Origin of the sequence: Acidibrevibacterium fodinaquatile, from assembly GCF_003352165.1 — a bacterium.
Lineage (GTDB): Bacteria > Pseudomonadota > Alphaproteobacteria > Acetobacterales > Acetobacteraceae > Acidibrevibacterium > Acidibrevibacterium fodinaquatile.
On record NZ_CP029176.1, the window covers coordinates 100169 to 126953 of the forward strand.

The following is a 26785-nucleotide window of genomic DNA, read 5'->3' on the forward strand; positions in this document are numbered from 1 at the left end:
TCAGAGCGGCGGGTTTCACGCGCGAAAACCTTTTTCCCATGATGGTGCCGGCCCCTTGGGCGCCACGGGGGGCGGCCAGCGGCGATGCAGCCACAGCCATTCGCCCGGGCGGGCGCGGATCCAGGTCTCCAGCCGGTCGTTGATCGCCTGGGTGAGGGCGGCGATCATCTCCCCGCGTTCGGCGCCCTCGGGCAGCGCCAAGGCGGGCTCGACGACGAGGCGAAACCGCGCCGGGCCGAGGCGCTCGATGCGGGTCGGGATCACTGGGCAGCGAAACCTGAGCGCCAGCGTCGCCGGCGCCGGCGCGGTCATCGCCATCTCGCCGAACAGGCGGGCGGCGACGCCATCGTTCAGCTTCTGGTCGACCAGCATCCCGAGATAGCCGGCGCGCAGGAGATGGGCGAAAGCGGCGCGGGCGCCGGCGGCGCCTTTGCGGAAATTCACCACCTGCCGCCCGTTCACCCCCGCCCCCGCCCCCGCGCCCAGGGCGGCGCGGCGAAGGGCATTGATCCGGGCATCGAGATGGGGATTGCCGAGCGGGCGATAAAAGCTCGCCAGCGGAATGCCGAAATGGGCGGCGATCGGCGGCAGCATTTCCCAATTGCCGGTATGGGCGGAGACGAAAATCACCGGCCCACCCTTGGCCGCGAGATCGCGCACGATCTCCTCGCCGACGATCTCCCAGCCGGGGCCGGAACTGGTGCGCGCGAGGCGCGGGAGATGGGGAAATTCCGCCATCGTGCGGCCGAGATTGTCCCAGACGGCGCGGATGATGGCGCGGCGCGCGCGCGCATCCAGCGCCGGCAGGGCGCGGCGGAGATTGGCCTCGGCAACGCCGGATACCGGCAGCAGAGGTCCGATCGCGCGCGCGATGGCGCCGCCGAGATCAGACGCCCGCGCCGGGCCGAGCCAGCCGAGTGCGGCGAACACCCCCTGCCCCAGCCGTGCCTCCAGCCGGTGGCGCACGCCCCTCATTATTTCCCCCTGGGTTTTCCCCTCGATCCCCCCTTGGCCGCGAGACCGCCGAGCAGGGCGGCGATCGCGTCCGGTTCATCCCATACCAGATCGACATCGGCGATGGCGATGGCCTTCTGAAAGGCGGGCGGAAGGCGGGTTGCGTCTTTCGGGGTCGTCACCGGCCGGGCGTCGTTGCGCGCCGCTTGCGTCAGTGCCCGGTCCAGCTCGGCGGCGGTGAAGCGGTGATGGTCGGGAAAATCGCTATGCCCGACGAGGATGGCGCCGGCGGCGGCGAGGGTCGCGTGAAATTTCTCCGGCCGCGCGATGCCGGCGATGGCATGGACCCGCACCCCGGCCAGGGCGCGCGCGCCGGGGCCGGGGGCGAGGCGGGCGCGGAGCACCGGCAGCGCCGGCGGCAGGCGCGCGAGCGCCCCCGTCCTATCATCGCCGATCAACACCGCCGCCGCCACCCGCGCCGCCGCGTCCGCGACCCTCTCGCGAAGCGGCCCGGCCGGCACCACAAGGCCATTGCCGAACCCGCTCGCGCCGTCGATCACCAGCAGCGAGAGGGTTTTCTCAAGGCCAGGATTTTGCAGACCATCATCCATCAGGAGCAGTTCCGCCCCGGCCGCAATCGCGGCGCGCGCCGAGGCGGCGCGGTCGGCCCCGACCCAGGTGGGCGCAACCGAGGCGAGCAGCTTCGGCTCATCGCCGACCGCCGCCGCGTCATCCCAAGGCGCCACCCGCCGCACGCCGCGCACCCGCCCGCCATAGCCGCGGGTGAGGAAATGAACGCCGATCCCGCCGGCGCGCAGCCGGGCGCCGAGATCGAGCGCGAGCGTGGTTTTGCCGGCGCCGCCGAGCGTCGCATTGCCGATACAAAGCACCGGCACCGGCGCCCGCCAGCCTTTTCGCGCGGCCCGCAGTCTCGCCGCGCTGCCAACCAGCGCCGCGACCGGCGCAAGCAGGTGGGCGGCGAGCCCGCCCCGACCGTAAGCCCAGAACGCAGGTGGGCGGAGCCTCATCGCCGCCGGCCCACGAGGCCGCGGAGCGCCGCCGCCGTCGCCGCCGGCAAATCCGCGAACCGCGCCGCCGCCGCCGGCCCCAAAGCCGCCATCGCCGCCCGCGCCTCGGGATCATCGAGCCATTGGCCGACCACCGTCGCCAATTCGTCCCCGTCGCGGACCGTGCGCGCCGCCCCCGCGCCGGCCAGCGCCACCACCGCCTCGGCGAAATTCTGATGATAGGGGCCGATCACCAACGCAACCCCGAGCCGCGCCGCCTCGAGCGGGTTCTGCCCGCCATGCGGAACCAGGCTGCCGCCGATGAAGGCAAGGCTCGCCAGGCGGTAGAAAACGCCCAATTCGCCGAGCGTGTCGGCGATATAGAGCCCGCCTTCGCGCAAGTCCGGCGGCCCGGCGCCGGTGCTCCGGCGTGGCGCCATCGCCGCGCCGGGAAGGGACGCGATCGCCCCCCCGCGCGCCGGATGGCGGGGGACGAGGATGGTCAGGAGATCGCGATGGCGCGCGGTGAGGCGGTGATGGACGGCGAGAATGATTGCTTCCTCGCCGGGATGGGTGCTGGCGGCGAGAAAGACCGGCCGCGGCCCGATCGCCGCGCGCAGTGCGGCCAGCGCCGCGGGATCGGCGGGCAGTTCGGCGGCGGCGAATTTGAGATCGCCGACCGCCCGCACCCCTGGTGCGCCGAGGGCGGCGAAACGCGCCGCGTCCTCGGCGCTGCGGGCGCGGATCGAGGCAAACCCGCCGAGAAGGCCGCGCGCGATCCAAGGCCAGCGCCGCCAGCGCGCGAAGCTCCGCGCCGAAAGGCGGGCATTGATCAGCATCAAGGGGATGCGGCGGCGGGTGCAGGCGGCGAGCAGATTGGGCCAGAGTTCGCTCTCGACGAAGGCCGCCGCGTCCGGCCGCCAGTGGTCGAGAAACCGCGCGACCCAGGCCGGGACATCGAGCGGGACAAAGCCATGCGTCACGCGCCCGGCGAGCCCGAGCGCCGGCAGCCGCACGGCGAGGAGTTCGGCCGAGGTGACGGTGCCGGTGGTCAGCAGCACCGAAATCTCCGGCGCTTGGCGCGCGAGTTCGCAGAGCACGGGGAGCAGCGAGACGGTTTCGCCGACGCTTGCCGCGTGCAGCCAGAGCAGTTTTCCCGCCGGCCGCGGTAATGCCGCGATCCCGCGCCGCTCGCCAAGGCGGGCCGCGATTTCCTTGCCCCGCCGCGCCCGCGCCCACAGCATGAGGCGCAATCCCGGCGCCGCCAGCGTCCCTGCCGCCGCCCAAAGGACGCGAAACAATGGGAACATTGCTAACCGCACGCGCGCCGCGCGGCCTCTGCCGCCGCTGTTAGCGCCGCCTCGATCGCCGGCAGCGCCGCCTCGGCGCCGTCGCGCGCAACCCGGATGGTCTCGGCACAGACGATGACGCCGCGCCCGAACGGCAGCGGCAGCACCATCCGGTCCCAGGAGGGGAGGGTGATCCGCGGCCGCGTCATCGCCGCGCACGGCATGATCGGAACGCCGGAGAGGGCGGCGAGCTGGGCAACGCCGGGGGCGGCGCGCCGGCGCGGCCCGCGCGGCCCATCGGGCGTGATCACCACCTGCTCGCCGGCCGCGAGCAGCGCGAGCAGCCGGCGGAGACCAGCCGCCCCACCGCGCGACTTGGCGCCCCGCGCGGTCGAGCCATGCACCACCTCGATGCCGAGGCCGCGCACCACGTTGGCGATGATCTGCCCATCGCGATGGCGGCTGATCAAGACCTTGAGCCGTCCTGCCGAGCGCCAGCGGAGTGCGGGCATCAGCGGCAGCACCTCATGCCAGAATGCCGCGATCACCGGCGCGCCGGCGAGAATGGTCGTCGTACTCGCCTCGCCCACCAGCCGCCAGCGGGTGGTCTTGAGCGCGAAGGCGAGATAGGCGCGCAGCAGCCATATCGCCGCTTTTTGCACGCTCGGATGCTGCCAAAACCGTTTTCCCATCGCCCGGCGCCGGTAGCACGCGGCATCGTCCCCGACAATTCGCCGCCCGCGCCTTGCGCCGCGCCTGAGCTTGCGCCACTTTCGCGCGCGATCATGCCGTTTCTCCGCGCCCCGCATCGCAACGCCGCCCCGCCGCGGCCGCCCCGCGTTATGAACGCCGGGCGACGATGACACCGTTCACCCCGCTTGCGACCGCGCGCCTCACGCTCCGCCCGCTGGTCGCGGCCGATGCCGCGGCGCTGCACCGGCTGATCAATGACTGGGAGGTCTGCCGCAACCTCGCCGGTGTGCCGTTCCCTTATCCGCGCGCGCTCGCCGATGAGTGGATCGCAGCGAGCGCCACCGATCTCGCCGCCGGCCGCGCCTATCACCTCGCCATCACCGGCAATGAGGAGGGGCGGGAGATCCTGGTCGGCGGGGTCGGCCTGCGGCTCGATGTGGCGCGACGCGTCGGGCGGCTCGGCTATTGGGTCGGGCGGCGTTTTTGGGGCCATGGGGTCGCGTCAGAAGCGGCGGCGCGGCTCGCGCAATGGTCGCTTGCGCATCTCGATCTCGATCGGCTGGAAGCCGTCGTCGCGACCGACAATGCTGCCTCGCTCGCGGTGCTGCGGCGGATCGGGTTTCGCGAGACCGGCCGCGAGGTGCAGACTTTCCTCGCCCGCGGCGGGGCGCAGCCGGTGGTTCTGCATGAGGCGCAGCGCGAAGATATTTTCGGCCATCCCGAGGCGACGCGTGACGCGCCCGCGCCGGCGGGGGCGAAGCCTTTGCTCCTCGTCGCCGCCTGCGCGCTGGTCGATAGCGATGGGCGGGTGCTGCTCGCGCGCCGGCCGGAGGGCAAGACGATGGCCGGGCTCTGGGAATTCCCAGGCGGCAAGCTCGCCCCCGGCGAAACCCCGGAGGCGGCGCTGATCCGCGAATTGAAGGAAGAGCTCGGCATCGATGTTTCGGCCGCTTGCCTCGCCCCCTTCGCCTTCGCCTCGCACGCTTATGAGCGTGTCCATCTCCTGATGCCGCTTTATCTCTGCCGGCGCTGGCGCGGCTTCGTCACCCCGCGCGAGGGGCAGGCTCTGGCCTGGGTGCGGCCGGAGAAGCTCACCGAGTATCGCATGCCTCCCGCCGATCTGCCGCTGGTGCCCATGCTGCGCGATTTTTTGTAAGGTGTCGCCATGACCGAAACCGCCAATCCCACCGCCTGCATCGTCGTCATCGGCAATGAGATCCTCTCGGGCCGGACGCAGGACGTGAACGTGAAATTCCTCGCGACCCGCTTGGCCGAACTCGGCATCGCGCTCCGCGAGGTGCGGATCATCCCCGACATCGAGGCGACCATCATCGCGACCGTCAACGAGGTTCGTGCCGCCTTCGATCATGTCTTCACCACCGGCGGCATCGGCCCGACCCATGACGACATCACCAGCCAATGCATCGCCGCGGCCTTCGGCGTCCCCTGGGAGCCGCATCCCGAGGCCTGGGCAAAGATGGAGCGCCATTACAAACCCGGCGAATTCAACGCCGCCCGCCAGCGCATGGCGACGATGCCGCGTGGTGCCCGGCTGATCGAAAACCCGATCTCGATCGCGCCGGGCTTTTCGATCGGCAATGTTCATGTCATGGCCGGCGTGCCGCGCATCATGCAGGCGATGTTCGAGAGCCTCGCGCCGACGCTCCCCGGCGGCAAGCCGATCCGCGCCCGCGCCGTCCACGGCCGGCGGCTGCTCGAAGGCCGTCTCGCCGATGGGCTTGCCGCCATCCAGGCGCGCTATCCGGGGCTTGATATCGGGAGCTATCCTTATTATCGCGGTGATGACAATAACGGCGTCGCGATCGTCGCCAAAGGCACCGACGAGGCGCAGGCGGAGGCCGCGATCGCCGAGGTCAGCGCTTTGATCGAAAGTCTTGGGGTAACGCCAATCCCGGGCGAGCCGCCGATCTGACGCTTTTTCCAGGAGACCGACCCCATGCCCCTGACCCCGCCCGTGGCTCGCGAGCTGCTGCACCTGCGCGATATCGCGCTCCGCGGTTATCTCCGCGACGATGGGCTTTATGATATCGAGGCCCATCTCACCGATACCAAGACCCAGGGTTTCACCAGCGAGGAGCGCGGCTATGTCGAGGTCGGCGAGCCGCTGCATGGGATGTGGATGCGGCTGACGGTGGATGAGGATCTGACCATCATCGCCTGCGAGGCCAACACCGAATTCAGCCCCTATCCGCAGGTTTGTCCGCAGGCCGCGGACAATTTCTCGCGCCTTGCCGGGCTCTCGATCAAGCGTGGCTTCGTCAAGGCGGCGATGGAACGGGTCGGTGGCACCGCAGGCTGCACCCATCTCCGCGAATTGCTGCAGCAAATGGCAACCGTCGCCTTCCAGACGCTGTATTCCGTGCTGATGCGGCGCGAACGCCAGCGCGCCGAGGCGACCGGCGACACCCGCACCTCGGAAGAAAGCGTTGCCGCGCGCGACGGCGGCCGGCCGGTGTTGCTCAACACCTGTCTCGCCTGGGGCAGCGACAGCCCGGTGATCAAACGCCGCTGGCCGCAGCTTTATACCGGCGGCGAGCGGTCATAGCCTGATCGCGCTCTAGAGCAAGGTAGGTTTTGATTGAACCATCCTGTTCCATCAAAACCGGCCAACTTGCTCGCCAAAATAGGGCTAGAGCGTGATCGACTTAAACCGATCGCGCTCTAGCCGGCGCGCGGATGGGCGCGGCGCCAGACCGCGAGCAGGGCGTTCGCGTCGATTGCGGTGTAGCGCGCGGTCGAGGCGAGGCTGGCATGGCCGAGAAGCTCCTGGATGACGCGGAGATCGGCGCCGCTTTCGAGGAGGTGGGTCGCAAACGAGTGGCGGAGCGCGTGCGGCGTCGCGTGCTCGGGCAAGCCGCGGCGGCGGCGGAAATCGCGCAGGATCCGTTGCGCAACACCGGGATTGAGCCGTTTGCCGCGCGCTCCGATGAAAAGCGGCGAGGCGGGCGCGGGGTTGGGGTGGCGCGCGAGCCAGGCGGCGATCGCCTCGCGAACCGCGGGAAGCACTGGCACCAGTCGCTCTTTCGCGCGTTTGCCGAGGATGCGCAGCGGCGTCTCGCTCCCCGGGCGGGGTGCGGCGCGGCAATCGAGGCCGAGCGCCTCCGAAATGCGCAAGCCGCAGCCATAGAGCAGGGAAAAAAGCGCGATATCGCGGGTCTCGAAAGCGATATCGGGCGCCGCCTCACCGATCTCGTCGGCGACCAGCAGCGCCTGGCGTTCGCTCAAGGCGCGCGGCAGATGGCGCTTGCCGCGTGGCCCGGCGAGAAGGGCGATCTGGTTGTTTTCCACCCCTTCTCTTCGCGCGAGAAAGCGGAAAAAGCTGCGCAACGCCGAAAGCCGCCGGCTGCGGCTCGCAGCCCCGATCCCCTCTGAGGCCGCCGCCGCCAGCCAGGCGCGGAAATCGGCGAGCCTGAGGCCGGCGAGCGCCGCGAGATCGGGCTCGGCGCCGAGATGGCTCGTGAGAAAGCCCAAAAAATCGGCGACATCGTGGCCATAGGCGATGAGCGTCGCCGGCGCCACGCGGCGCTCATTCTCGAGCCAGGCGCACCAGGCGGCGCGGGCGGCCGCGGCGTTCGCCCCTTTGCCGGGCGGGGACGAGACGGTATCGGAGGTCTCAGGCATGACGGGAGAACGATAGGCGATGGCGGCGGGTGGCGAAAGGGCGCAAGCGGTGCCGGTCTTGCTGCCTTATCCCTTCGCCGGCCCGCTCGATTACGCCGCCCCGCCGGATGGCGTGCCGCCGCCCGGGACGATCGTGCGCGTCCCGCTCCGCCACCGCGAGGTGCTCGGCGTGGTGTGGGACAAGGCCGGCCCCGGGCGCGCCGCGCCGGAGACCCTGCGCCCGCTCGCCGCCGTCGCCGGCGCGCCGTCTTTGCCACGCGATCTCCGCGCCCTGATCGACTGGCTTGCCGCCTATACCCTCGCGCCACTCGGCGAGGTGCTGGCGATGGCGCTGCGCATCGACCCCGCCCCGCCGAAGCGTCGCCGCCGCGCCCGGCCCTTCGCCGCCCCCGATCCCGACCATCCCGGCCCGACGCTCTCGCCCGATCAGGCGGCGGCGGCGGCGGCGCTTCGGGACGCGGTGCGGGCGGCGCGGTTTTCCGTGACCCTCCTCGAAGGCGTGACCGGCGCCGGCAAGACCGAGGTTTATTTCGAGGCGATCGCGCAAACGCTCAAGGCCGGGCGGCAAGCGCTCGTGCTGCTCCCCGAGATCGCGCTCTCGGCGCCGTGGCTTGCGCGATTTCGGGCGCGGTTCGGCGCCGCCCCCGCGGTCTGGCACTCTGGCCTTGGCCCCGCCTTGCGGCGCGATACCTGGATTGCGGTGGCGGAGGGGGCGGCGCCGGTGGTGGTGGGCGCGCGTTCGGCGCTGTTCCTGCCGTTTCCGGCGCTCGGCCTCGTCATCGTCGATGAGGAGCATGAGAGCGCCTTCAAGCAGGAAGATGGCGTGATCTACCATGCCCGCGACATGGCGGTGGTGCGCGGGCGGCTGGCCGAGGCGCCGGTGGTGCTGGCCTCGGCGACTCCGAGCCTCGAAAGCCTCGCCAATGCCGAGGCCGGGCGCTATCGCCATCTTTTGCTCCCGGCGCGCCATGGCGGCGCGTCGCTGCCCACGGTCGCGATGATCGATCTTCGCCGCGACCCGCCTGCGCGCGGGCGGTTTCTCGCCCCCGCCCTCATCGCTGCGATCAGCGAGACCCTGGCGCGCGGCGAGCAAGCGATGCTGTTTTTGAACCGCCGTGGCTATGCCCCGCTCACCCTCTGTCGTGCCTGCGGCCACCGGCTGCAATGTCCGCATTGCACCGCCTGGCTGGTTGCGCATCGTCGGGGTGGGCGGGCGCGGCTTCTCTGCCATCATTGTGGGTATGGGATGGACCAGCCGCCGGCCTGCCCGGCCTGCGGCGCCGCGGCCAGCTTCACACCGATCGGCCCCGGCGTTGAGCGCATCACCGAGGAAGTGGCGGCGCTGTTTCCCGCGGCGCGCCATCTGGTCATGGCCTCTGATACCATCGCCAATGCGCAAGCGGCGCAAGCGGCGGCGGCGGCGGTCCTGGAACGCCGGGTCGATGTCATCATCGGCACCCAGATCGTCGCCAAGGGCTGGCATTTTCCGCATTTGACGTTGGTTGGCGTCGTCGATGCCGATCTTGGCTTGGCCGGCGGCGATCTGCGCGCCGCTGAACGCTGTTTTCAGCTTCTGCACCAGGTCGGCGGGCGCGCCGGGCGAGCGGGCGCGCCGGGGCGTGTCCTGCTCCAGAGTTTCGCGCCCGAGCACCCGGTGATGCAAGCGCTCGCGAGCGGCGATCAGGCGGCTTTTCTCGCCGCCGAGAAAGCCGCGCGCAGGATGGGGCACTGGCCGCCTTACGGCCGGCTCGCCGCGGTGATCGTCAGCGCCGGGACGGCGGCCGCAGCCGATGCGTTGGCAGACGCGCTCGCCCGCGCGATGCCGGCGGCGCACGGGGTCGACCTCTTTGGCCCGGCGCCGGCGCCGCTCGCCCTGCTGCGCGGGCGTCATCGCCGCCGGCTTCTGGTGAAGGCGCGGCGCGAGGTTGCGCTGCAGACGCTGCTTCGCGCCTGGCTCGCCGCCGTCCCGGTGCCGCGCGGGGCGCGCATCGTCGTCGATATCGACCCGATGTCGTTTTTGTGATTTTCGCTGTGTTCGGCGGTCAAGGCCGGTTGCGCACGCCACCCCCCCATGCTAGACGCCGCCCGCCGGCGCGAACGCGGCGGCCTCCGCCTTGGGATCCACTTGATCGGAAATTCACAGCGTGGCCACTGACAGCGTAGTCTCGATGGGCGCAACCCATGTCTCCGGCCTCGCCGGGCGCTACGCCACGGCGCTTTATAGCCACGCCGACGAGGCCCATGGGCTCGACCAAGTGGTTGCCGAAATGGCGAGCCTCGGCCGGCTGATCGAGGAAAGCGCGGATTTTCGCCGCCTCATCGAAAGCCCGCTGATCGACGTGATCGCCGCCCGTGATGCGGCGCTCGCGGTGCTCAGGGCGCAGGGATTTGGCGCCAGAGTGTGCCATTTCGTCGGCGTCGTGATCGCCAACCGCCGGCTGCGCCAGCTCCCCGATTTCGTCCGCGCTTTCGCTGCTCTGGCTGCGGAAAAGCGCGGCGTCGTCATCGCCCATGTCACCTCGGCGCACCCTCTGAGCGACGTGCAGGAGCAGGCGCTCCGCGCCCGGCTGATCGAGGCCGGCTATAACCAGGTGCAGCTGATCCAAGAGGTCGATCCCAGCCTGCTCGGCGGCCTCGTCGTCAGGATCGGCACCCGTCTTTATGATTCCAGTCTGAAATCCCGTCTGCAGCGCCTGCAGTACGCCATGAAGGGAGCCGCGTGATGGAAATCCGCCCCGCCGAAATCTCCGACATCCTGAAAAAGCAAATCGCCGCTTTCGATACCGAGGCGAATGTCGCCGAGACTGGTCAGGTCTTGAGCGTCGGTGACGGGATTGCGCGCATTTTCGGCCTCCAGAACGTGATGGCCGGCGAATTGGTGGAATTCCCCTCCGCCGGCATCAAGGGCATGGCGCTCAATCTCGAGACCGACAATGTCGGCGTGGTGATTTTCGGCGACGACCGCGAGATCCGCGAAGGCGACACGGTGACGCGGACCAAGGACATCGTCGATGTGCCGGTGGGCAAGGCCCTGCTCGGGCGCGTGGTTGATGGGCTCGGCAATCCGATCGACGGCAAGGGGCCGATCGAGGGCGCCGAGCGCCGTCGCGTCGAAGTCAAGGCGCCGGGCATCATCGCGCGCAAATCGGTCCATGAGCCGATGCAGACCGGCTTGAAGCCAATCGACGCCTTGATCCCGATCGGCCGCGGCCAGCGCGAACTGATCATCGGCGACCGTCAGACCGGCAAAACCGCGGTGATCATCGACACCATTCTCAATCAGAAAGCGGCCAACGCCGGGGCGGACGAAAGCAAGAAGCTCTATTGCATCTATGTCGCGGTCGGGCAGAAGCGCTCGACGGTTGCCCAGCTCGTGCGCACGCTCGAGGAAAACGGCGCGATGGCCTATTCCATCGTCGTCGCCGCGACCGCCTCCGACCCGGCGCCGATGCAGTTCATCGCCCCCTATACCGGCTGCACGATGGGCGAGTATTTCCGCGACAATGCGATGCACGCGGTGATTTTCTACGACGATCTTTCCAAGCAAGCGGTCGCCTATCGCCAGATGTCGCTCCTGCTGCGCCGCCCGCCGGGGCGCGAGGCCTATCCCGGCGACGTGTTCTATCTCCATTCCCGTCTGCTCGAACGCGCCGCCAAGATGTCGGACGAGTTTGGCGCTGGCAGCCTCACCGCGCTGCCGGTGATCGAGACCCAGGCCGGCGACGTCTCGGCCTATATCCCGACCAACGTGATTTCCATCACCGATGGCCAGATCTTCCTCGAGACGGAGCTGTTCTTCAAAGGCATCCGCCCGGCGGTGAATGTCGGCATCTCGGTCTCGCGCGTCGGCTCGGCGGCGCAGATCAAGGCGATGAAGCAGGTTGCCGGGCGCATCAAGCTCGAACTCGCGCAATATCGCGAAATGGCGGCGTTTTCGCAGTTCGCCTCCGATCTCGACGCCTCGACGCGCAACCTGCTCGCGCGCGGCGCGCGTCTCACCGAATTGCTGAAGCAGCCGCAATACCAGCCGATGCCGGTCGAGGAGCAGGTGGTGTCGATCTTCACCGGCGTGCGCGGCTATCTCGATGCGCTGCCGGTCGAACGTATCGGGGCTTTCGAGCGCCAGATGCTCTCCGAATTGCGTGCCAAAGGCGGCATTCTGGAGGCCATCCGCAACGACCGCGAAATCAAGCCCGAGACCGAGAAGCAGTTGGTCGCCTTTCTCGACGGTTTCGTGAAGACTTTCGGCTGATCCACCGCCATGGCCAATCTCAAGGCGCTCCGCACCAGGATCGATAGCGTCAAATCGACGCAAAAGATCACCAGCGCGATGAAGCTGGTCTCGGCCTCCAAGCTACGCCGGGCGCAGCTCCGCGCCGAAGCGGCGCGGCCCTATGCCGAACGGATGGAGCGCATGCTCGCGACGCTTGCCGCGAGTAGTGCCGGCAACCCTTCGGCGCCGGCGCTGCTGGTCGGCAATGGGCGCGATCAAACCCATCTGATCATCGCCGTCACCGCCGATCGCGGTCTCGCCGGCGCCTTCAATACCAATGTCGGGCGCGCCGCGCGGGCGCTTGCGCAGCGCCTCGAAGCCGACGGCAAAAAAGTGAAGATCGCCGCGATCGGGCGCAAGGGCCGCGATTTCCTGCGCCGCGACTATGGTGATCGCATCCTGTTCGATGTCTCCTATGCCGGCCGCAAGCAGATCGAGTTCGCCGACGCCGAGGCTATCGCCGCCCGCGTCATCGCCCTCATGCAGGAGGGCGCGTTCGATGTCTGCACGCTGGTCTATAACCGTTTCGTTTCGGTGATTTCGCAGGTGGCAACGGAGGCGCGGTTGATCCCGGCGCCGGTTGCCGATGTGCCAGCGGCGGCGAGCACGGGCGCCCAGGCGGTCTATGAATTCGAGCCCGAGGAAGAGGCGCTGCTCGCCCATCTCCTGCCGCAAAACCTTGCCGTCCAGATCTACAAGGCGCTGATCGAAAGCGCCGCCGGCGAGCAAGGCGCGCGGATGACGGCGATGGATAACGCGACGCGCAACGCCGGCGACATGATCAAGCGGCTGACCCTGGTCTATAACCGCAGCCGCCAAGCCAACATCACCCGAGAACTGATCGAGATCATCTCCGGCGCCGAAGCCCTGTGAGATCGGTCGGCCACGCATAGAGGAGTGCCCAGCATGGCGAAAAACATTGTCGGACGCGTGACCCAGGTTCTCGGCGCGGTGGTCGATGTGCAGTTCGACGGCGAGCTGCCGTTCATTCAGAACGCCTTGACCACCAAGATCGATGACCGCACCCTGGTGCTCGAGGTGGCGCAGGAACTCGGCGAGCGCACCGTGCGCTGCATCGCCATGGACAGCACCGACGGCCTGGTGCGCGGGCGCGAGGTGGTCGATACCGGCGCGCCGATCTCGGTCCCGGTCGGGCCGGAAACCTTGGGCCGCATCCTCAATGTCATCGGCGAGCCGATCGATGAGCGCGGCCCGCTCGAGACCAAGCAGCGCTTTCCCATTCACCGTGAGGCGCCCTCCTTCGAGGAGCAGGCGACGTCGACGGAAATCCTCGTCACCGGCATCAAGGTCATCGATCTCCTCGCGCCCTATCTCAAGGGCGGCAAGACCGGGCTTTTTGGCGGCGCCGGCGTCGGCAAGACGGTGCTGATCCAGGAGCTGATCAACAATATCGCCAAGGCCCATGGCGGCGTCTCGGTGTTCGCCGGCGTCGGCGAGCGCACGCGCGAGGGCAATGACCTCTATCACGAGATGATCGATGCCGGCGTCATCAAGCTCGACGGGCCGGGCTCGAAGGTCGCGCTCTGCTATGGCCAGATGAACGAGCCGCCCGGCGCGCGCGCGCGTGTCGCGCTCTCGGGCCTCTCGCTCGCCGAGTATTTCCGCGACGAGGAAGGCCAGGACGTGCTGTTCTTCGTCGATAACATCTTCCGCTTCACCCAGGCCGGCGCCGAGGTTTCCGCGCTGCTCGGGCGCATCCCCTCGGCGGTGGGCTATCAGCCGACGCTCGCGACCGACATGGGCGCGCTGCAGGAGCGCATCACGTCCACCAAAAAGGGCTCGATCACCTCGGTGCAGGCGATCTATGTCCCCGCCGACGACCTCACCGACCCGGCGCCGGCGACCTCGTTCGCCCATCTCGACGCGACCACCGTGCTGTCGCGCCAGATCGCCGAACTCGGCATCTATCCCGCCGTCGATCCGCTCGATTCGACCTCGCGCTCGCTTGATCCGCGCATCGTCGGTGAGGAGCACTACACCGTCGCGCGCGAGGTGCAACGCATCTTGCAGACCTATAAAAGCCTCCAGGACATCATCGCCATTCTCGGCATGGATGAGCTGTCCGAGGAAGACAAGCTGATCGTCTCGCGGGCGCGCAAGATCCAGCGCTTCCTCTCGCAGCCCTTCCATGTCGCCGAAGTGTTCACCGGCTTCCCCGGCGTCTTCGTCCCGGTCGCCGACACCATCCGCAGCTTCAAGGGCCTCTGCGCGGGCGAATACGATCATCTGCCGGAAGCCGCGTTCTACATGGTCGGCACCATCGAGGAAGCGGTCAAGAAGGCGGAAAGCCTGAAAGCCGCCGCCTGATGCCGACCGCGCTCGAAATCGTAACGCCGGAGCGGCTGTTGCTCTCGCGCGCCGTGGATATGGTGGTGGTGCCGGCCGCCGAGGGGGAACTCGGCGTCCTTCCCGGCCACGCGCCGATGATCGCGCTCTTGCGCGGCGGCGTTTTGCGCATTTTCGAGGGCCAGCAGGAAACCAGCCGGCTATTCGTCGCCGGTGGTTTCGCCGAAATCACCCCTGAGCGCTGCACCGTGCTCGCAAGCGAGGTCATGCCACTCGCCGAGGTTTCGAAAAGCGCCGCCGAACGTCGCATCAAGGAGGCCGAGGCGGCCTATGAGGCGGTCGATAAATCGGATATCGCGGCGCGGGACATGACGCTCGATCACCTGCAATCGGCGCGGGCGATGCTCGCGGTTGCGGAAGCGCCGTAAGCAAGGAAAAGAAAGCGGTTCTTTTTTGAAAAAAAGAACCAAAAAACCTTTCTCCGTTGGGTCGTGCCGCAGGCACGGCCCGCTCCGAGAAAGATCCCGCTCCCAGGGAACGGGGAGACGTCTTTTTGCTTCTTTTTCTTCAGAAAAAGAAGTCTTTTTCTCATGACTGACCTGCCGCGTGAATTCGCCCTGATCGAAACCTATTTCCGACCACTCGCCGGGCCGGCGGGGTTGGCGCTCGCCGATGACGCGGCGATTTTGCCGGAGATCCCCGGGCGGGAATGGGTGGTCTCGGTCGATGCCATGGTCGCGGGCGTGCATTTCCTCGCCGAGGATCCGCCCGATAGCGTCGCGCGCAAGCTGCTCCGGGTCAATCTCTCCGATCTCGCGGCGATGGCGGCGAAACCCTTCGGCTATCTGCTGACATTGGCCGCGCCCGGCACGACCCCGGATGCCTGGTTCAAAACCTTCGCCGCCGGCTTGGCCGAGGACCAGGCGCGGTTTGGCCTTGCGCTGCTCGGCGGCGATACCACGAGAACGCCGGGGCCGCTCACCCTTTCACTGACCATTTTCGGCGAGGTCGCGGCCGGCCGGGCATTGCGCCGGGCGGGCGCGCAGGCCGGCGATGAGGTCTGGGTGAGCGGCACCATCGGCGATGCCGCGCTCGGGCTTTTGGTGCGTCGTGGCGAACTCGCCGACCCGAGCGGGAGCCTGCTTCACCGCTACCTGCTGCCCGAGCCGCGGCTCGGCCTTGCGCTCGCCGGGATTGCGCGGGCGGGCGCGGATATTTCCGATGGCCTGGTGCAGGATCTCGGCCATCTCTGCCGCGCCGGCGGGATCGGTGCGGTGATCGAGGCGCAAGCGGTGCCGCTGTCACCGGCGGCGCGTGCGGCGGGCGCGGCCTATCTCGCGCGCTGCCTTACTGGCGGCGATGATTATGAGCTGGTGCTCGCCGTCCCGCCCGAACGCGCCGCGGCCTTGCGCGCGGCGGCGGCGGCGGCCGGCGTCCCGCTCACCCGCATCGGCCATTTCCGGGCCGAGCCGAGGGGGGTCGTCGTCGTTGATGGCGAGGGCGCCGAGATGGCGCTAGGCGCCGGCGGCTGGAGCCATTTCTGAGCGGTAGCGCTCCTTCAACGTGCGCCGCAGGAGTTTGCCCGTCGGTGTGCGCGGCAGCGCCTCGACGAACACCACGTGGCGCGGGCATTTGAGGCCCGCCATCCGCTCGCGGCAGAAGGCGATCACCGCCTCCGGCGTGAGCCCGAGATGTTCCGGCGCTGCGACCGGCTGGACCACCGCGAGCACGACCTCACCGAGATCGGCATCGGGCAGCCCGACCACCCCGGCATCGGCGACGAGGGGGTGTTCGAGCAGCACACTCTCGATCTCGGCGGGATAGACGTTGCTGCCGCCAGAGAGAATGAGGTCCGAGCGGCGATCACTGAGATAAAGATACCCGTCCGCGTCGAGATAGCCGAGATCGCCATAGGTCGCGAAGCCACGGGCATTGTAGGACGCGGCGGTTTTTTCGGGATCCCGATGATAGGCGAAGCCGCCGGTGCCCTCGAACCAGATGCCGCCGACCTCGCCCGGCGGCAGATCATGGCCATCGTCGTCGAGGATGTGGAGCGTGCCGTAAATCGGCCGCCCGACCGAGCCTTTATGGCGCAACCACTCGTCGCTTTCGATCAGGGTGGTGCCGATGCGCTCCGACCCGGCATAATATTCGACCAGGATCGGCCCCCACCAGGCGATCATTTTTTCCTTCACATGCACCGGGCACGGGGCGGCGGCGTGGATCGCGCGTCGATGCGAGGCGAGATCATAGCGCGCCCGCACCGCCTTGGGCAGGGCGAGCATGCGGATGAACATCGTCGGCACCCATTGGCTGTGTGTGGCGCGGTAGCGGGCGATCGCCGCGAGCGCCGATTCGGGGTCGAATTTGTCGAGGACGACGACGCTCACGCCGCGCGCGAGCGAATGCAGCGAATAGACATGCGGCGCGGCGTGATAGAGCGGCGCCGGCGAGAGATAGACGCTCGCGGGGTCAAAGCGCAGGGTTTGGTCGAGGAGTTTCTCGCCAGGCTGGGTGACGCCGCGCTGATCGGCGGGAAGCAGCGGGAAGCGAATGCCCTTGGGCCGCCCGGACGTTCCCGAGGAATAGAGGAATTCGCGCCCGATCGGGCGTGCCGGAAGCGGGGTTTCGGCCGCGAACGGCGCGAGCACGGCGCTGAGCCCGAGTTCGGCGCCGCTCGCGTCGCCATCGACGGTGATGACCGGCAGACGCCGGCGGATGTCGCCCGGCACCGCGGCGAGCAGAGCGCGGCTGGTGATCAGCAGCTGGGCGTCGCTATCCTCGATCAGATAGGTGAGTTCGCGCGGTTTCAGATGCGTGTTCAGCATCGCGTAATAGAGCCCGGCGCGGCGCGCCGCCCAGGCGATGGTGAAAATCTCGGCACGGTTTTCCAAAAGAACCGCGATCATCGCCCCGGCCTCCAACCCGCGCGCGATCAGCGCCTGGGCGAGGCGGTTGGCGCCAGCGTCGAGGCTCGCGAAGCTTTCGACGACATTCGACTGCGGAAAAATCACCGCCGGCTTGTCCGGCGCCCGCAGGGCGACGGCGTGCAGTTCGTCGATCTCGGCGTTGATCATGCGTCTCTCCCGATGGTTATTCCTTGAGGCTCCCTCTCCGGGTGCGACGAGTGTGTGCTGAAATCGCGAAACCCCGCAAGCCGCCGCGGTTGACGGCGCGGCCGCGCCCGGCCAGCCTCGGGGTAAAGCCAAGGAGGGAAACGGCGATGGGGCAGGAAAACGCGGCGCGCGGGCCGCTTGGCGGGCTGCGGGTGCTGGAACTCGCCGGGATCGGGCCGGGGCCGTTCGCCGCGATGCTGCTCGCGGATCTCGGCGCCGAGGTGATCCGCATCGACCGGCCAGGGGAAAGCGCCTCGCGCCTTCCCCCCGAGCGCGACCCGACGCGGCGCGGCCGGCGCAATCTCGTTCTTGATCTCAAGCGGGCGGAGGCGGTCGCGGTGTTGCTTCGCCTCGTCGAGACCGCGGATGTCTTGATCGAGGGGTTTCGCCCTGGCGTTGCCGAGCGCCTCGGCTTCGGCCCCGAGCCCTGCCTCGAACGCAATCCGCGCCTGGTTTATGGCCGCATGACCGGGTTCGGCCAGGATGGGCCGCTGGCGCAGGCGGCCGGGCATGATCTCACCTATATCGCCCTCGCCGGCGCCCTGCATGGCATCGGCCGCGCCGGCGAGGCGCCGGTCCCGCCGCTCAATCTCGTTGGCGATTATGGCGGCGGCGCGATGTTCCTGATCTGCGGCGTGCTCGCCGCCCTCTTCGAACGCGGGCGTTCGGGGCGCGGGCAGGTGGTCGACGCGGCGATGGCGGAGGGGGCGGCGCTGCTGATGACCCCGTTTTATGGCCTTTTCGCCGCCGGGCTTTGGTCTGATGCGCGGGGCGAGAACCTGCTCGATGGCGGCGCGCCATTTTATGACAGCTATCGCACGGAGGATGGCGGCTATCTCGCCATCGCCGCGTTGGAGCCGAAATTCTTCGCCGAACTCGCGCGCCTGATCGGGCTTTCGGACGAGGATGTCCGCCGGCAATATGACCGCGCGCATTGGCCGGCGCTGCGGGCGCGGATCGCCGCGATCGTCGCCCGCAAAACGCGCGCCGAATGGGTCGCGCGCCTTGAAGGGAGCGATGCCTGCGCCCACGGCGTGCTCTCGCTTGCGGAAGCGCCGCATCATCCCCATAACGCGGCGCGGCGGAGTTTCATCGAGATCAATGGCGTGACCCAGCCGGCGCCGGCGCCGCGTTTCAGCCGCACCCCACCCGCCGCGCCGCGCCCGCCAGCCCCGCCGGGCGCCGACGATGACGCCATTCTGACCGAAGCCGGGCTCGACCCGGCAGCGCTCCGCGCCGCCGGCGTGCTCGGCTAATCCGTCACCGGCGCGCTGGCAAACCCTCGCGTCAGGCGGGCGCCGCCGTGAGCAGATGGCGGAGAACGGACTTGCGGGAGACGAGATCGGCGAGGCTGTGGCGATCGAGCACCGCGAGAAACGCCTGTTCCGCCTCGCGCAGAATGCCGACGAGATCGCAGGCGGGAAGGATCGGGCAAGAACGGGAGGGCGCGGCAAAGCAGGGGGCGAGCGCCATGTTCGGCTCGGTCTCGCGCACCACCGCGCCGAGATTGATCGCCGCCATCGGCCGCGCAAGACGCAGCCCGCCCCCCTTGCCCCGCAGGGTTACGACATAGCCGGCAAGACCCAGCCGATGCGCGACCTTGGTCAGATGGTTCTTCGGAATGCCATAAGCGGCGGCGACGGCGGCAATGGTGACGCGCTCGCCGGGCGGGATCGCGGCGAGATGGATCAAGAGGCGGAACGCATAATCGGTATGGGTGGTAAGACGCATCGCAGCGGTTATCGCGGGGTTATGAGCAGTCGCCCATAGAGCAGGGCGAAGAGGCTGAACGCGCCGCTCCAGGCCGTGCCGGCCAGCACGAGAACCGGCAGGACATGCCCGCCGGCGAAGGGCGCGGCAAGGCGTGCGAGCGCGGCGAGGGTGATCAGGGCAAAGATCGCGACCGTGCCCGACCCCGCCGTCAGCTTTTGTCCGGTATGGCCGAGCGTCGCCCGCGTCATCACCGCAAGGGTCATGGTGCCGATGGCGCCGACGGTGAGCGCATGCAGCGCCACGCTCGCCGGCAAAGCGGGAAAGAAAACGGGGAGGCCAAGCAGCAGCAACCCGGCGCCAAGCCAGCCATAGCCGAGATGGAGGACGATCAGCAGCGGCTCGCGCCACGCCGCGGCGCCGCGCCAGCGCCAGAGGCGAACCCATTGCGCAAGGCCGGCGAGGATCGCAACCGGGGCCAAAAGCCGCGCCGTTGGCGCCGCAACCCAGATCAGGAGCGCAAACCCGGTAAGCAGAAGAGCCGCGCGGTCCATCGCGCCGAAGCTCGCCGGCAGCGCCACCGCCGGGCGCATGCGGGCGAGCCAGTTGCGGGTGAAGCTGGGGACGATCCGCCCGCCGATCAGGCTGATCAGCATCGCCAGCGTCGCGATGCCGAGCCGGTTGCCGAGCGCCGCATCCGCAAGCCAGCCCGACGCCCCGGCATGAACCAGGACGTTCGCCACCAACAGCAGGGACAGCGCCACCACCACCGGCAGATTGCGCCAGTTGCGCCCGGCCAGAACCTCGCGCGCGATGACGAGCAGAAAGGCGAGCGGAAAGGCGAGGTCGGCGAGCGCCGCGAACGGGTTTGACGGGGCAAGACAGGCGAGACGCCCGGCAAGCCAAAGCAGCACGAGGGCGGCGAGCGGCCCCCCCTGGAGCGGCATCCGCCCGGTCCAGTTGGGGACCGCGGTGAGCAGGAAGCCGGCGACGACCGCGCCGCCATAGCCGAACACCATCTCATGCCCGTGCCAGACACTGGCCGGCAATGCCGCCGGCGATGGCGCCGCGCCGGCGAACATGGCGAGCCACAGCGGCACGGCGATCGCCGCCCACAGCGCAGCAAACAGGAAGAACGGCCGGAATCCGGCGGAAAGAAGCGCCGGCCCGTGTCCGGCGCGATAGCGGGGAATGGCACTCATCCGGTGTTCTCCCACCCGGTTGCGCGCGCGGCAGGAACGATGCGCGCCGCCCAAAAGATACATTTTATATGTATCTTATATCCCCGCTTTATCGACGCACGCGCCCTGAAAGGAACGCAAAGCTCACGGCACGGCGCTTGCCTCGTCGCCGGCGCCACTCCTCTCTCGCCTCACAAAATTGCCCACCACCGCCCCGGGAAAGGCCGGCGGGCGCTGTCAGCAGGACCGGGCGCGATCAAAAAAATCTATTTTCGCCCGAAACTTCCCTTTCCTTTGTGATGCGCGCCGGGTTGCCATATCCTGATGTTAAAGCCGCCGCGCGCCGGCGGCGTGCGGAGACGGGAACGGACAGAATGAAACACGCCGCGATCACCCTCGATGACAAATACGCCGTCGAGATCGAGGAGGTCCATCTCACCGGGACGCAGGCGCTGGTGCGTCTGCCGATGCTGCAGCACGCCATCGACCGCGCCGCCGGGCGCAACACCGCCGGCTTCATCTCCGGCTATCGCGGCTCGCCGCTCGGCGGGCTCGACATTCAGCTTTTCGCCGCGAAATCCCATCTCGCCGAGCATCACATCCATTTTCAGCCCGGCGTGAACGAGGAATCGGCGGCGACCGCGGTCTGGGGCACGCAGCTCTCGCCGCTGCTCGCCGGCGCGAAATATGACGGCGTCTTCGCGCTCTGGTACGGCAAGGGGCCGGGCGTCGATCGCTCGGGCGATGCCTTCAAACACGCGAATTTCGCCGGAACCTCGCCCAATGGCGGCGCGTTGCTGGTCGCCGGCGACGATCATGCCTGCAAATCCTCGACGGTGCCGCATCAGAGCGAGCCCGCCTTCATCGCCGCCTTGATCCCGGTTTTGGTGCCGGCCGGGGTCGCCGATATCGTCAGCCTCGGCCTCCATGGCTGGGCGATGTCGCGTTATTCCGGGCTCTATACCGGGTTCAAGACGATCGCCGACGTGGTCGAGACCTCGACCACCATCCGCTTCGATCTCCACGGCTTTCGCCCCGATCTCCCGGAACGCGCCCATGATCAGCGGCATTTCATCCGCCTGCACGACCAGCCGTTGGAGATGGAGCGAAGGGTGCATCTCTACGGCCTGCCGATGGCGCGCGACTATGTCCGCGCGAACGGCCTCGATCGGGTGTTGCGCCGCGATCCGGGGGCGCGGTTCGGCATCATCACCGCCGGCAAATCGACCTTCGATCTCGCCCAGGCGCTCGATGATCTCGGTCTCGATGGCGCCGAGTTCGGGATCGCGGTGCTCAAGCTCGCCCTCACCTGGCCGATCGTGCCCGAGACCATCCGCGAGTTTGCCGCCGGCCTCGATGAGATTCTGATCGTCGAGGAAAAGCAGCCGGTGATCGAAAATCAAGTGAAGGAGATCCTCTACGGCACCGCGAACGCCCCGCGGATCACCGGCAAGCATGATCCCGAAGGCGCATGGTTGCTCCGCGCCTCGGCCGAACTCTCCGCCGATGATATTGCCCGCGCGCTCGCCCGCCGCCTTGCCGCAATGGGGCGCGAGACCGAGGCCATGCGCGCGCGCTTAGCCGCGCTCGACGCGAAGGAAGCGGCGCTCCGGCGGCTCGATCCCAACGCCGTGCGCAAACCTTATTTCTGCTCCGGCTGCCCGCACAATACCTCGACCAAGGTGATCGACGGCTCCCGCGCGCTCGCCGGCATCGGCTGTCATTTCATGGCGATGTGGATGGACCGCCATACCGACACCTATTCCCAGATGGGCGGCGAAGGCGCGCAATGGATCGGCCAGGCGCCGTTCACCGAGGAAAAGCACGTCTTCGTCAATATCGGTGACGGCACCTATTTCCACTCCGGCAGCCTCGCCATCCGCGCCGCCGTCGCCGCCGGCGTCAACGCGACCTACAAGGTGCTGTTCAACGACGCCGTCGCGATGACCGGCGGCCAGCATCTCGACGGCCAGATCACGCCGGCGCAGATCACCCGCCAGCTCGCCGCCGAGGGTGTCGCGCGCATCGTCGTCGTCACCGACGAGCCGGAGAAATACGCCGCCGTGACCGATCTCGCGCCTGGCGTCGAGGTGCGCCATCGCCGCCTGCTCGAGGATACCGAGCGCGAATTGCGCGAGATCGCGGGCGTCACCGCGATCGTCTATGACCAGACCTGCGCCTCCGAAAAACGCCGCCGGCGCAAGCGCGGCCAGATGGCCGACCCGCCCAAGCGCGCGTTCATCAATGCCCGCGTCTGCGAGGGCTGTGGGGATTGCTCGGTCGCCTCCAACTGCCTCTCGGTTGCGCCAAAAGACACCGAATTCGGGGTCAAGCGCGAAATCAACCAATCCTCCTGCAACAAGGATTTTTCCTGTATCGAAGGGTTCTGCCCGAGCTTCGTTACCGTCCATGGCGGCAAGCTGCGCCGCGCCGCGCCCGCCGAGGCCAAGCCCTTCGCCGATCTGCCCGAGCCGACGCTGCCGGCCTTGGCGCGCCCCTATGGGGTGCTCGTCGCCGGCGTTGGCGGCACCGGCGTCGTCACCATCGGCGCCTTGCTCGGCACGGCCGCCCACATCGAGGGCAAGGCGATCAGCGTCCTCGATCAGGCGGGGCTCGCGCAAAAAGGCGGCAGCGTCTGGAGCCATATCAAAATCGCCGCCAACGCCGAGGATTTGCGCGCGCTGCGCGTCTCGCGCGCCAGCGCCGATCTCCTGCTCGCCTGCGATCTCGTGGTTGGCGCCGGCGGCGAAGCGCTGGCGAGTGCCGCGCACGGGCGCACACGGGCGGTGGTCAATACCCATGAGACGATCACCGCCGATTTCGTGCTGCATCCCGGAACCCGGCTTTCGACCTCGCCGCTCCTCGAGACGATCGCCGACGCCGTCGGAACCGAGGCGATGAGCGTGCTCGATGCGACGGCGCTCGCGACCGCGCTGATCGGCGATGCCATCGCAACCAATCTTTTTCTCCTTGGCTACGCCTATCAGCAGGGCCTGGTGCCGATTGGCGCTGCGGCGATCGAGCGCGCGATCGAACTCAACGCCACGGCGGTCGAGGCTAATCGCGCCGCGTTCCGCTGGGGGCGTTCGGCGGCGATCGATCCCGATCGGGTGCGCGCGCTCGCCGGGCTGACGCCGCCCGCGCAAGCCGCCGCGGCCGATGTCGCGAGCCTGGTTACGCGCTTTGCCGGCGAGCTGGTGCGCTATCAGGGGCGGCGTCTCGCGCGCCGCTATCGCACGCGCGTTGAAAAATTCCATGCCCGCGCGCGCGCGTTCGGCGCCGCCGGCGAAGCGCTCGCCGAGACGGTTGCGCGCAATTACTTCAAGCTGCTCGCCTACAAAGACGAATACGAGGTCGCGCGGCTGTTCGCCGATCGCGCTTTCCGCGCCGAGCTCGCGCGCCAGTTCGAAGGCGATTACCGGCTCGAATTCCATCTCGCGCCGCCGCTGCTCGCCAAACGCGACCCGCGCACCGGGCATCTGCAAAAACGCGCCTTCGGCGGCTGGATGATGCCGGTGTTCGCCCTCATGCGGTATGGCAAGGTCCTGCGCGGAACGCGGCTCGATATCTTCGGGCGCACCGAGGAGCGCCGCGCCGAGCGCGCCCTGATCGCCGATTACGAAGCCCTGCTCGACGAGTTCGAAAAGACCCTGGCCGCCGATAACCTCGCCGCGGCAACCGCGCTCGCAGCACTGCCCGAAGACATCGCGGGCTACGGCCACGTCAAGGAAAAGCGTATGCGTGAGGCCGCGCAAAAGCGCGAAACCCTCCTTGCCCGCTATCGTGGCGCGGCCGTGTGAGAGAGCGGAAAGCCTTGTTCTTTTTTGAAAAAAAGAACCAAAAAACTTTTCAAACCTAAGGGGCGGCGCTAGGCTGGGGCGTATGAATATGCTGTCGCCGGCGCGGCCTCATCTCGTCATCGAGATCGTGCATGATCTGGTGTGCCCGTGGTGCTATCTCGGTCTGCGGCGGCTGCGGCGGAGCCTGGCTGCGCGGCCGGAGATCGAGGTTTCGTTCCTCTGGCGGGCGTTTCTGCTCAACCCCGACATGCCGCGCGCCGGCATGCCGCGCGAGGCCTATGTGACGCGCAAATTCGGCAGCGAGGAGCGGGCACATCGTCTTTTTGCCTCGATTGGCCAGGTCGGCCTTGCGGAAGGAATAGCCTTCCGCTTCGACCGCGCCGCGCGCATGCCAAGCAGCGTCGATGCCCATCGCCTGGTGCGCTTCGCCGGCCGCGCCGGGCGCGAACTCGATCTCGTCGAAGCCTTGTTCGCCGCCTATTTCAGCGACGGCATCGATATCGGCGATCCCGCGCGGCTCGTCATGATCGCGGCGCAGAACGGGCTCGATGCCGAAGCGGCGGCGCAGTTCCTCGCCAGTGACGCCGAGATCGACGCCGTGCACGCCGACAATCTCCGCGCCCATCGGCTCGGCATCAACGGGGTGCCCTGCTTCATCTTCAGCGGCCGCCACGCCATCGCCGGCGCGCAGGAGCCGGCCGTGATCTCGCGCCTGATCGATGTCGCCTTGCTCGAGGAGTCCGATGCCTTTTAGAGCGCGATCGATTTAAGTCGATCACGCTCTACACTTATTTTGGCGAGCAAGTTGGCCGGTTTTGATTGAACAGGATGGTTCAATCAAAACCTACCTTGCTCTAGTGCACTTGGCCGGCCTGATGGGGGCTGTCGAGGCTGAAGGTCGGGATCGCGACGTCGAGCGCTTCGCCGGAATCGACGCGGATCATGTGGTAGGTGCCGGTCATGAAGCCGGACGGGGTCTCGAGCGGCGTGCCGGAGGTATATTCAAACACGTCGCCGGGCTCCAAGGTCGGCTGCTCGCCGACGACGCCGGCGCCATGCACGTGCTGGGTGCGGCCGAGCGCGTCGGTGATGCGCCAGGTGCGGCGGAGAAGCTGCACCGTCTCACGGCCGCCATTCTCGATCCTCACCTTATAGGCCCAGACGAAATGCCCCTCCTCGGGACGGGACTGGTCCTCGAGAAAAAACGCGCGCACGCTCACCTTAATGCCGCGCGTTGTCGCGCTGAACTCGCCCTGCTGTTCCCGGCTCATGTCCCGCGCATACCGTGCGCGAGGCTCTCTTGTCCATGCCCTCGCCTCATCCCGCCGTCCTACCCTCGGCTGCGGCGGCGAGGGCCCGCGCGAGATCGGCCTCGAGATCGGCCGCGTCCTCGATCCCGACCGAGAGCCGCACGACGCCATCGCTGATGCCGAGCCGGGCGCGTTCCGCAGCGCCGATCCGGTAATGGGTGGTGGTCGCGGGGTGGGTTGCCAGCGATTTGGTATCGCCGAGATTGTTGGAAATCCGGATCAGCCGGAGCGCGTTCAAAAACGCAAACGCCGCCGCCTTGCCGCCGCGGAGTTCGCAGGTGACGACGGTGCCGCCGCCGCTCATTTGCGCCCGCGCCAGCGCCGCTTGGGGATGATCCGGGCGGGTCGGATACCAGACGCGGTTGATCGCGGGCGCGCGGCTCAGGAATTCGGCCAGGCGTTCGGCGTTGGCGCAGGCGGCATTGACGCGGAGCGAGAGCGTCTCCAGCCCCTTCAGCAAAAGCCAGGCATTGAACGGCGAGAGCGCCGGGCCGGTATTGCGCAGATAGGGCTGCAGCACCTCCTCGATCCAGGCCCGCCGCCCGAGAACGGCGCCGCCCAAGGCACGGCCTTGGCCGTCGATATGCTTGGTGCAGGAATAGACGACGATATCGGCGCCGAGACGGAGCGGCTTTTGCAAAAGCGGGGTCGCGAACACGTTATCGACCACCACCTGCGCGCCGGCGTCATGCGCAAGCGCGGCGATGGCGGCAAGATCGACGATCTCCAGCATCGGATTGGAAGGCGTCTCCAGCAGCACGATTTTCGTGGGCTTCGCCAAGACTTCGCGCCATTGGTTGAGATCGGCACCATCGACGAAGACGCTCTCGATGCCAAAGCGCGGCAGCAGCGTGGAGACGATCCAGTGGCAGGAGCCGAACAGGGCGCGGGACGCGACCACCCGGTCGCCGGCGCGGAGCCCGGCGATCAGCGCCGCATGCACCGCCGCCATGCCCGAGGCGGTCGCGCGGCAGGCTTCGGCGCCTTCGATCGCGGCAAGACGTTCCTCCAGCATCGCGACCGTCGGGTTGCCGAAGCGCGAATATTGATAATGGGCGAGATCGCCGCGAAACGTCGCCTCGGCGTCCTCGGCGCTCTCATAGACGAAGCCGGAGGTGAGAAAGAGGGCTTCGGCGGTTTCGCCGAAGGGCGTGCGGGCCTGCCCGGCATGGACGAGGCGGGTCGCGGGACGGAAGGTTTCGGTCATCTCTCGGGCCCTGTCATGTACTCAAGAAAATCTTTGGGGGCCGACCGCGGATGCAGCGCCGGCCGAGCGGGCGAGCGCTGGCCTCTTTAGCGCGCTTCTTTCACCTCGCCGCAATCCGGCCGGACAAATCACGAGGGGCGGCCCACGCCGCCGGCCGCGAACGCTAATGATCGCGCATTGCGCCGTCAATCCGGGTTTTCTATAAACGGCCGGCGCGCGGGTGTAGTTCAATGGTAGAACGGCAGCTTCCCAAGCTGCATACGAGGGTTCGATTCCCTTCACCCGCTCCAACAGCC

Annotated in this window: 23 protein-coding genes, 1 tRNA gene and 1 riboswitch; of the genes, 14 read left to right on the plus strand and 10 right to left on the minus strand. The window is 68.3% G+C overall.

The window, feature by feature from the left end; translation table 11 throughout:
- Positions 1 to 15: 15 nt before the first annotated feature.
- Genes DEF76_RS00415 through DEF76_RS00430 form a run of 4 tightly spaced genes read right to left on the minus strand, consistent with a single transcriptional unit; the run spans position 16 to position 3942 of the window.
- On the minus strand, positions 16 to 975 hold the full coding sequence (locus DEF76_RS00415; RefSeq protein WP_114910633.1) for a lysophospholipid acyltransferase family protein: 960 nt from the start codon (positions 973 to 975) through the stop codon (positions 16 to 18).
- The gene (lpxK, locus tag DEF76_RS00420) at positions 975 to 1982 is read right to left on the minus strand and encodes a tetraacyldisaccharide 4'-kinase (protein WP_114910634.1); all 1008 of its coding nucleotides are present in this window, start codon (positions 1980 to 1982) and stop codon (positions 975 to 977) included. The genes DEF76_RS00415 and lpxK overlap by 1 nt, the downstream gene beginning before the upstream one ends.
- Positions 1979 to 3271: a 3-deoxy-D-manno-octulosonic acid transferase gene (locus tag DEF76_RS20100; protein ID WP_275895693.1), complete on the minus strand. Its 1293-nt coding sequence runs from the start codon at positions 3269 to 3271 to the stop codon at positions 1979 to 1981. The genes lpxK and DEF76_RS20100 overlap by 4 nt, the downstream gene beginning before the upstream one ends.
- Before the next feature lie 2 nt (positions 3272 to 3273).
- A complete protein-coding gene (locus tag DEF76_RS00430; protein ID WP_114910635.1) occupies positions 3274 to 3942 on the minus strand; it encodes a lysophospholipid acyltransferase family protein in 669 nt (222 codons plus the stop codon).
- 167 nt (positions 3943 to 4109) lie between these two features.
- Here DEF76_RS00430 and DEF76_RS00435 point away from each other — a divergent pair, with 167 nt between their 5' ends.
- From DEF76_RS00435 to DEF76_RS00445, 3 genes are read left to right on the plus strand one after another with little or no spacing between them, the layout of a single operon-like run.
- Complete coding sequence (locus DEF76_RS00435; protein ID WP_114910636.1) at positions 4110 to 5099, plus strand: bifunctional GNAT family N-acetyltransferase/(deoxy)nucleoside triphosphate pyrophosphohydrolase; 990 nt, start codon at positions 4110 to 4112, stop codon at positions 5097 to 5099.
- Positions 5100 to 5108: 9 nt separating this feature from the next.
- The gene (locus DEF76_RS00440) at positions 5109 to 5876 is read left to right on the plus strand and encodes a competence/damage-inducible protein A (protein ID WP_114910637.1); all 768 of its coding nucleotides are present in this window, start codon (positions 5109 to 5111) and stop codon (positions 5874 to 5876) included.
- Between the two features lie 24 nt (positions 5877 to 5900).
- Entirely contained in the window at positions 5901 to 6509 is a 609-nt protein-coding gene (locus tag DEF76_RS00445; protein ID WP_114910638.1) for a DUF2889 domain-containing protein, read from the plus strand.
- Between the two features lie 116 nt (positions 6510 to 6625).
- Here the strand turns inward: DEF76_RS00445 and DEF76_RS00450 are convergent, their stop codons facing one another.
- A complete protein-coding gene (locus tag DEF76_RS00450; protein WP_114910639.1) occupies positions 6626 to 7585 on the minus strand; it encodes a tyrosine recombinase XerC in 960 nt (319 codons plus the stop codon).
- Between the two features lie 19 nt (positions 7586 to 7604).
- On the opposite strand from DEF76_RS00450, the gene DEF76_RS00455 reads away from it, so the two are divergent.
- The 7 genes from DEF76_RS00455 to thiL all read left to right on the plus strand — a co-directional run bounded on the left by DEF76_RS00455 (position 7605) and on the right by thiL (position 15709).
- Complete coding sequence (locus DEF76_RS00455) at positions 7605 to 9608, plus strand: primosomal protein N' (RefSeq protein ID WP_114910640.1); 2004 nt, start codon at positions 7605 to 7607, stop codon at positions 9606 to 9608.
- 121 nt (positions 9609 to 9729) lie between these two features.
- Positions 9730 to 10308: a F0F1 ATP synthase subunit delta gene (locus DEF76_RS00460; RefSeq protein ID WP_408842448.1), complete on the plus strand. Its 579-nt coding sequence runs from the start codon at positions 9730 to 9732 to the stop codon at positions 10306 to 10308.
- A complete protein-coding gene (gene atpA, locus DEF76_RS00465) occupies positions 10308 to 11837 on the plus strand; it encodes a F0F1 ATP synthase subunit alpha (protein ID WP_114910642.1) in 1530 nt (509 codons plus the stop codon). The genes DEF76_RS00460 and atpA overlap by 1 nt, the downstream gene beginning before the upstream one ends.
- A gap of 9 nt (positions 11838 to 11846) precedes the next feature.
- On the plus strand, positions 11847 to 12731 hold the full coding sequence (locus DEF76_RS00470) for a F0F1 ATP synthase subunit gamma (protein ID WP_114910643.1): 885 nt from the start codon (positions 11847 to 11849) through the stop codon (positions 12729 to 12731).
- Positions 12732 to 12764: 33 nt separating this feature from the next.
- The gene (atpD, locus tag DEF76_RS00475; RefSeq protein ID WP_114910644.1) at positions 12765 to 14186 is read left to right on the plus strand and encodes a F0F1 ATP synthase subunit beta; all 1422 of its coding nucleotides are present in this window, start codon (positions 12765 to 12767) and stop codon (positions 14184 to 14186) included.
- On the plus strand, positions 14186 to 14593 hold the full coding sequence (gene atpC / locus DEF76_RS00480) for an ATP synthase F1 subunit epsilon (RefSeq protein WP_240319065.1): 408 nt from the start codon (positions 14186 to 14188) through the stop codon (positions 14591 to 14593). Before atpD ends, atpC begins: the two co-directional genes overlap by 1 nt.
- A gap of 162 nt (positions 14594 to 14755) precedes the next feature.
- Complete coding sequence (gene thiL / locus DEF76_RS00485; protein WP_114910646.1) at positions 14756 to 15709, plus strand: thiamine-phosphate kinase; 954 nt, start codon at positions 14756 to 14758, stop codon at positions 15707 to 15709.
- Here thiL and DEF76_RS00490 read toward each other — a convergent pair.
- Positions 15680 to 17242 (minus strand): AMP-binding protein, encoded by a 1563-nt coding sequence (locus DEF76_RS00490; protein ID WP_114910647.1) that lies wholly within the window; start codon positions 17240 to 17242, stop codon positions 15680 to 15682. The genes thiL and DEF76_RS00490 overlap by 30 nt on opposite strands.
- Before the next feature lie 146 nt (positions 17243 to 17388).
- Here DEF76_RS00490 and DEF76_RS00495 point away from each other — a divergent pair, with 146 nt between their 5' ends.
- Complete coding sequence (locus DEF76_RS00495; RefSeq protein ID WP_114910648.1) at positions 17389 to 18537, plus strand: CaiB/BaiF CoA transferase family protein; 1149 nt, start codon at positions 17389 to 17391, stop codon at positions 18535 to 18537.
- 31 nt (positions 18538 to 18568) lie between these two features.
- Here DEF76_RS00495 and DEF76_RS00500 read toward each other — a convergent pair whose 3' ends face one another.
- Both DEF76_RS00500 and DEF76_RS00505 read right to left on the minus strand, forming a co-directional pair.
- On the minus strand, positions 18569 to 19012 hold the full coding sequence (locus tag DEF76_RS00500; RefSeq protein WP_114910649.1) for an Rrf2 family transcriptional regulator: 444 nt from the start codon (positions 19010 to 19012) through the stop codon (positions 18569 to 18571).
- Positions 19013 to 19020: 8 nt separating this feature from the next.
- Complete coding sequence (locus DEF76_RS00505; protein ID WP_114910650.1) at positions 19021 to 20193, minus strand: NnrS family protein; 1173 nt, start codon at positions 20191 to 20193, stop codon at positions 19021 to 19023.
- Between the two features lie 353 nt (positions 20194 to 20546).
- On the opposite strand from DEF76_RS00505, the gene DEF76_RS00510 reads away from it, so the two are divergent.
- Entirely contained in the window at positions 20547 to 23972 is a 3426-nt protein-coding gene (locus DEF76_RS00510) for an indolepyruvate ferredoxin oxidoreductase family protein (RefSeq protein WP_114913564.1), read from the plus strand.
- An 82-nt stretch (positions 23973 to 24054) separates the two neighbouring features.
- A complete protein-coding gene (locus DEF76_RS00515) occupies positions 24055 to 24726 on the plus strand; it encodes a DsbA family oxidoreductase (RefSeq protein ID WP_240319066.1) in 672 nt (223 codons plus the stop codon).
- Positions 24727 to 24826: 100 nt separating this feature from the next.
- On the opposite strand, the gene apaG is transcribed toward DEF76_RS00515, so the two are convergent.
- The gene (gene apaG / locus DEF76_RS00520) at positions 24827 to 25243 is read right to left on the minus strand and encodes a Co2+/Mg2+ efflux protein ApaG (protein ID WP_114910651.1); all 417 of its coding nucleotides are present in this window, start codon (positions 25241 to 25243) and stop codon (positions 24827 to 24829) included.
- Positions 25244 to 25289: 46 nt separating this feature from the next.
- Entirely contained in the window at positions 25290 to 26489 is a 1200-nt protein-coding gene (gene metZ, locus DEF76_RS00525; RefSeq protein ID WP_114910652.1) for an O-succinylhomoserine sulfhydrylase, read from the minus strand.
- Positions 26490 to 26554: 65 nt separating this feature from the next.
- Positions 26555 to 26634: riboswitch (SAM riboswitch) on the minus strand.
- Positions 26635 to 26705: 71 nt separating this feature from the next.
- On the opposite strand from metZ, the gene DEF76_RS00530 reads away from it, so the two are divergent.
- Positions 26706 to 26779 (plus strand) — tRNA-Gly (locus tag DEF76_RS00530).
- Positions 26780 to 26785: the final 6 nt, after the last annotated feature.

Bases quoted from the DNA above. Each gene is read 5' to 3' on its own strand.
- DEF76_RS00415 (WP_114910633.1), bottom strand. From the start codon at position 975: ATGAGGGGCGTGCGCCACCGGCTGGAGGCACGGCTGGGGCAGGGGGTG.
- lpxK (WP_114910634.1), bottom strand. From the start codon at position 1,982: ATGAGGCTCCGCCCACCTGCGTTCTGGGCTTACGGTCGGGGCGGGCTC.
- DEF76_RS20100 (WP_275895693.1), bottom strand. From the start codon at position 3,271: ATGTTCCCATTGTTTCGCGTCCTTTGGGCGGCGGCAGGGACGCTGGCG.
- DEF76_RS00430 (WP_114910635.1), bottom strand. From the start codon at position 3,942: ATGGGAAAACGGTTTTGGCAGCATCCGAGCGTGCAAAAAGCGGCGATA.
- DEF76_RS00435 (WP_114910636.1), top strand. From the start codon at position 4,110: ATGACACCGTTCACCCCGCTTGCGACCGCGCGCCTCACGCTCCGCCCG.
- DEF76_RS00440 (WP_114910637.1), top strand. From the start codon at position 5,109: ATGACCGAAACCGCCAATCCCACCGCCTGCATCGTCGTCATCGGCAAT.
- DEF76_RS00445 (WP_114910638.1), top strand. From the start codon at position 5,901: ATGCCCCTGACCCCGCCCGTGGCTCGCGAGCTGCTGCACCTGCGCGAT.
- DEF76_RS00450 (WP_114910639.1), bottom strand. From the start codon at position 7,585: ATGCCTGAGACCTCCGATACCGTCTCGTCCCCGCCCGGCAAAGGGGCG.
- DEF76_RS00455 (WP_114910640.1), top strand. From the start codon at position 7,605: ATGGCGGCGGGTGGCGAAAGGGCGCAAGCGGTGCCGGTCTTGCTGCCT.
- atpA (WP_114910642.1), top strand. From the start codon at position 10,308: ATGGAAATCCGCCCCGCCGAAATCTCCGACATCCTGAAAAAGCAAATC.
- DEF76_RS00470 (WP_114910643.1), top strand. From the start codon at position 11,847: ATGGCCAATCTCAAGGCGCTCCGCACCAGGATCGATAGCGTCAAATCG.
- atpD (WP_114910644.1), top strand. From the start codon at position 12,765: ATGGCGAAAAACATTGTCGGACGCGTGACCCAGGTTCTCGGCGCGGTG.
- atpC (WP_240319065.1), top strand. From the start codon at position 14,186: ATGCCGACCGCGCTCGAAATCGTAACGCCGGAGCGGCTGTTGCTCTCG.
- thiL (WP_114910646.1), top strand. From the start codon at position 14,756: ATGACTGACCTGCCGCGTGAATTCGCCCTGATCGAAACCTATTTCCGA.
- DEF76_RS00490 (WP_114910647.1), bottom strand. From the start codon at position 17,242: ATGATCAACGCCGAGATCGACGAACTGCACGCCGTCGCCCTGCGGGCG.
- DEF76_RS00495 (WP_114910648.1), top strand. From the start codon at position 17,389: ATGGGGCAGGAAAACGCGGCGCGCGGGCCGCTTGGCGGGCTGCGGGTG.
- DEF76_RS00500 (WP_114910649.1), bottom strand. From the start codon at position 19,012: ATGCGTCTTACCACCCATACCGATTATGCGTTCCGCCTCTTGATCCAT.
- DEF76_RS00505 (WP_114910650.1), bottom strand. From the start codon at position 20,193: ATGAGTGCCATTCCCCGCTATCGCGCCGGACACGGGCCGGCGCTTCTT.
- DEF76_RS00510 (WP_114913564.1), top strand. From the start codon at position 20,547: ATGAAACACGCCGCGATCACCCTCGATGACAAATACGCCGTCGAGATC.
- DEF76_RS00515 (WP_240319066.1), top strand. From the start codon at position 24,055: ATGAATATGCTGTCGCCGGCGCGGCCTCATCTCGTCATCGAGATCGTG.
- apaG (WP_114910651.1), bottom strand. From the start codon at position 25,243: ATGAGCCGGGAACAGCAGGGCGAGTTCAGCGCGACAACGCGCGGCATT.
- metZ (WP_114910652.1), bottom strand. From the start codon at position 26,489: ATGACCGAAACCTTCCGTCCCGCGACCCGCCTCGTCCATGCCGGGCAG.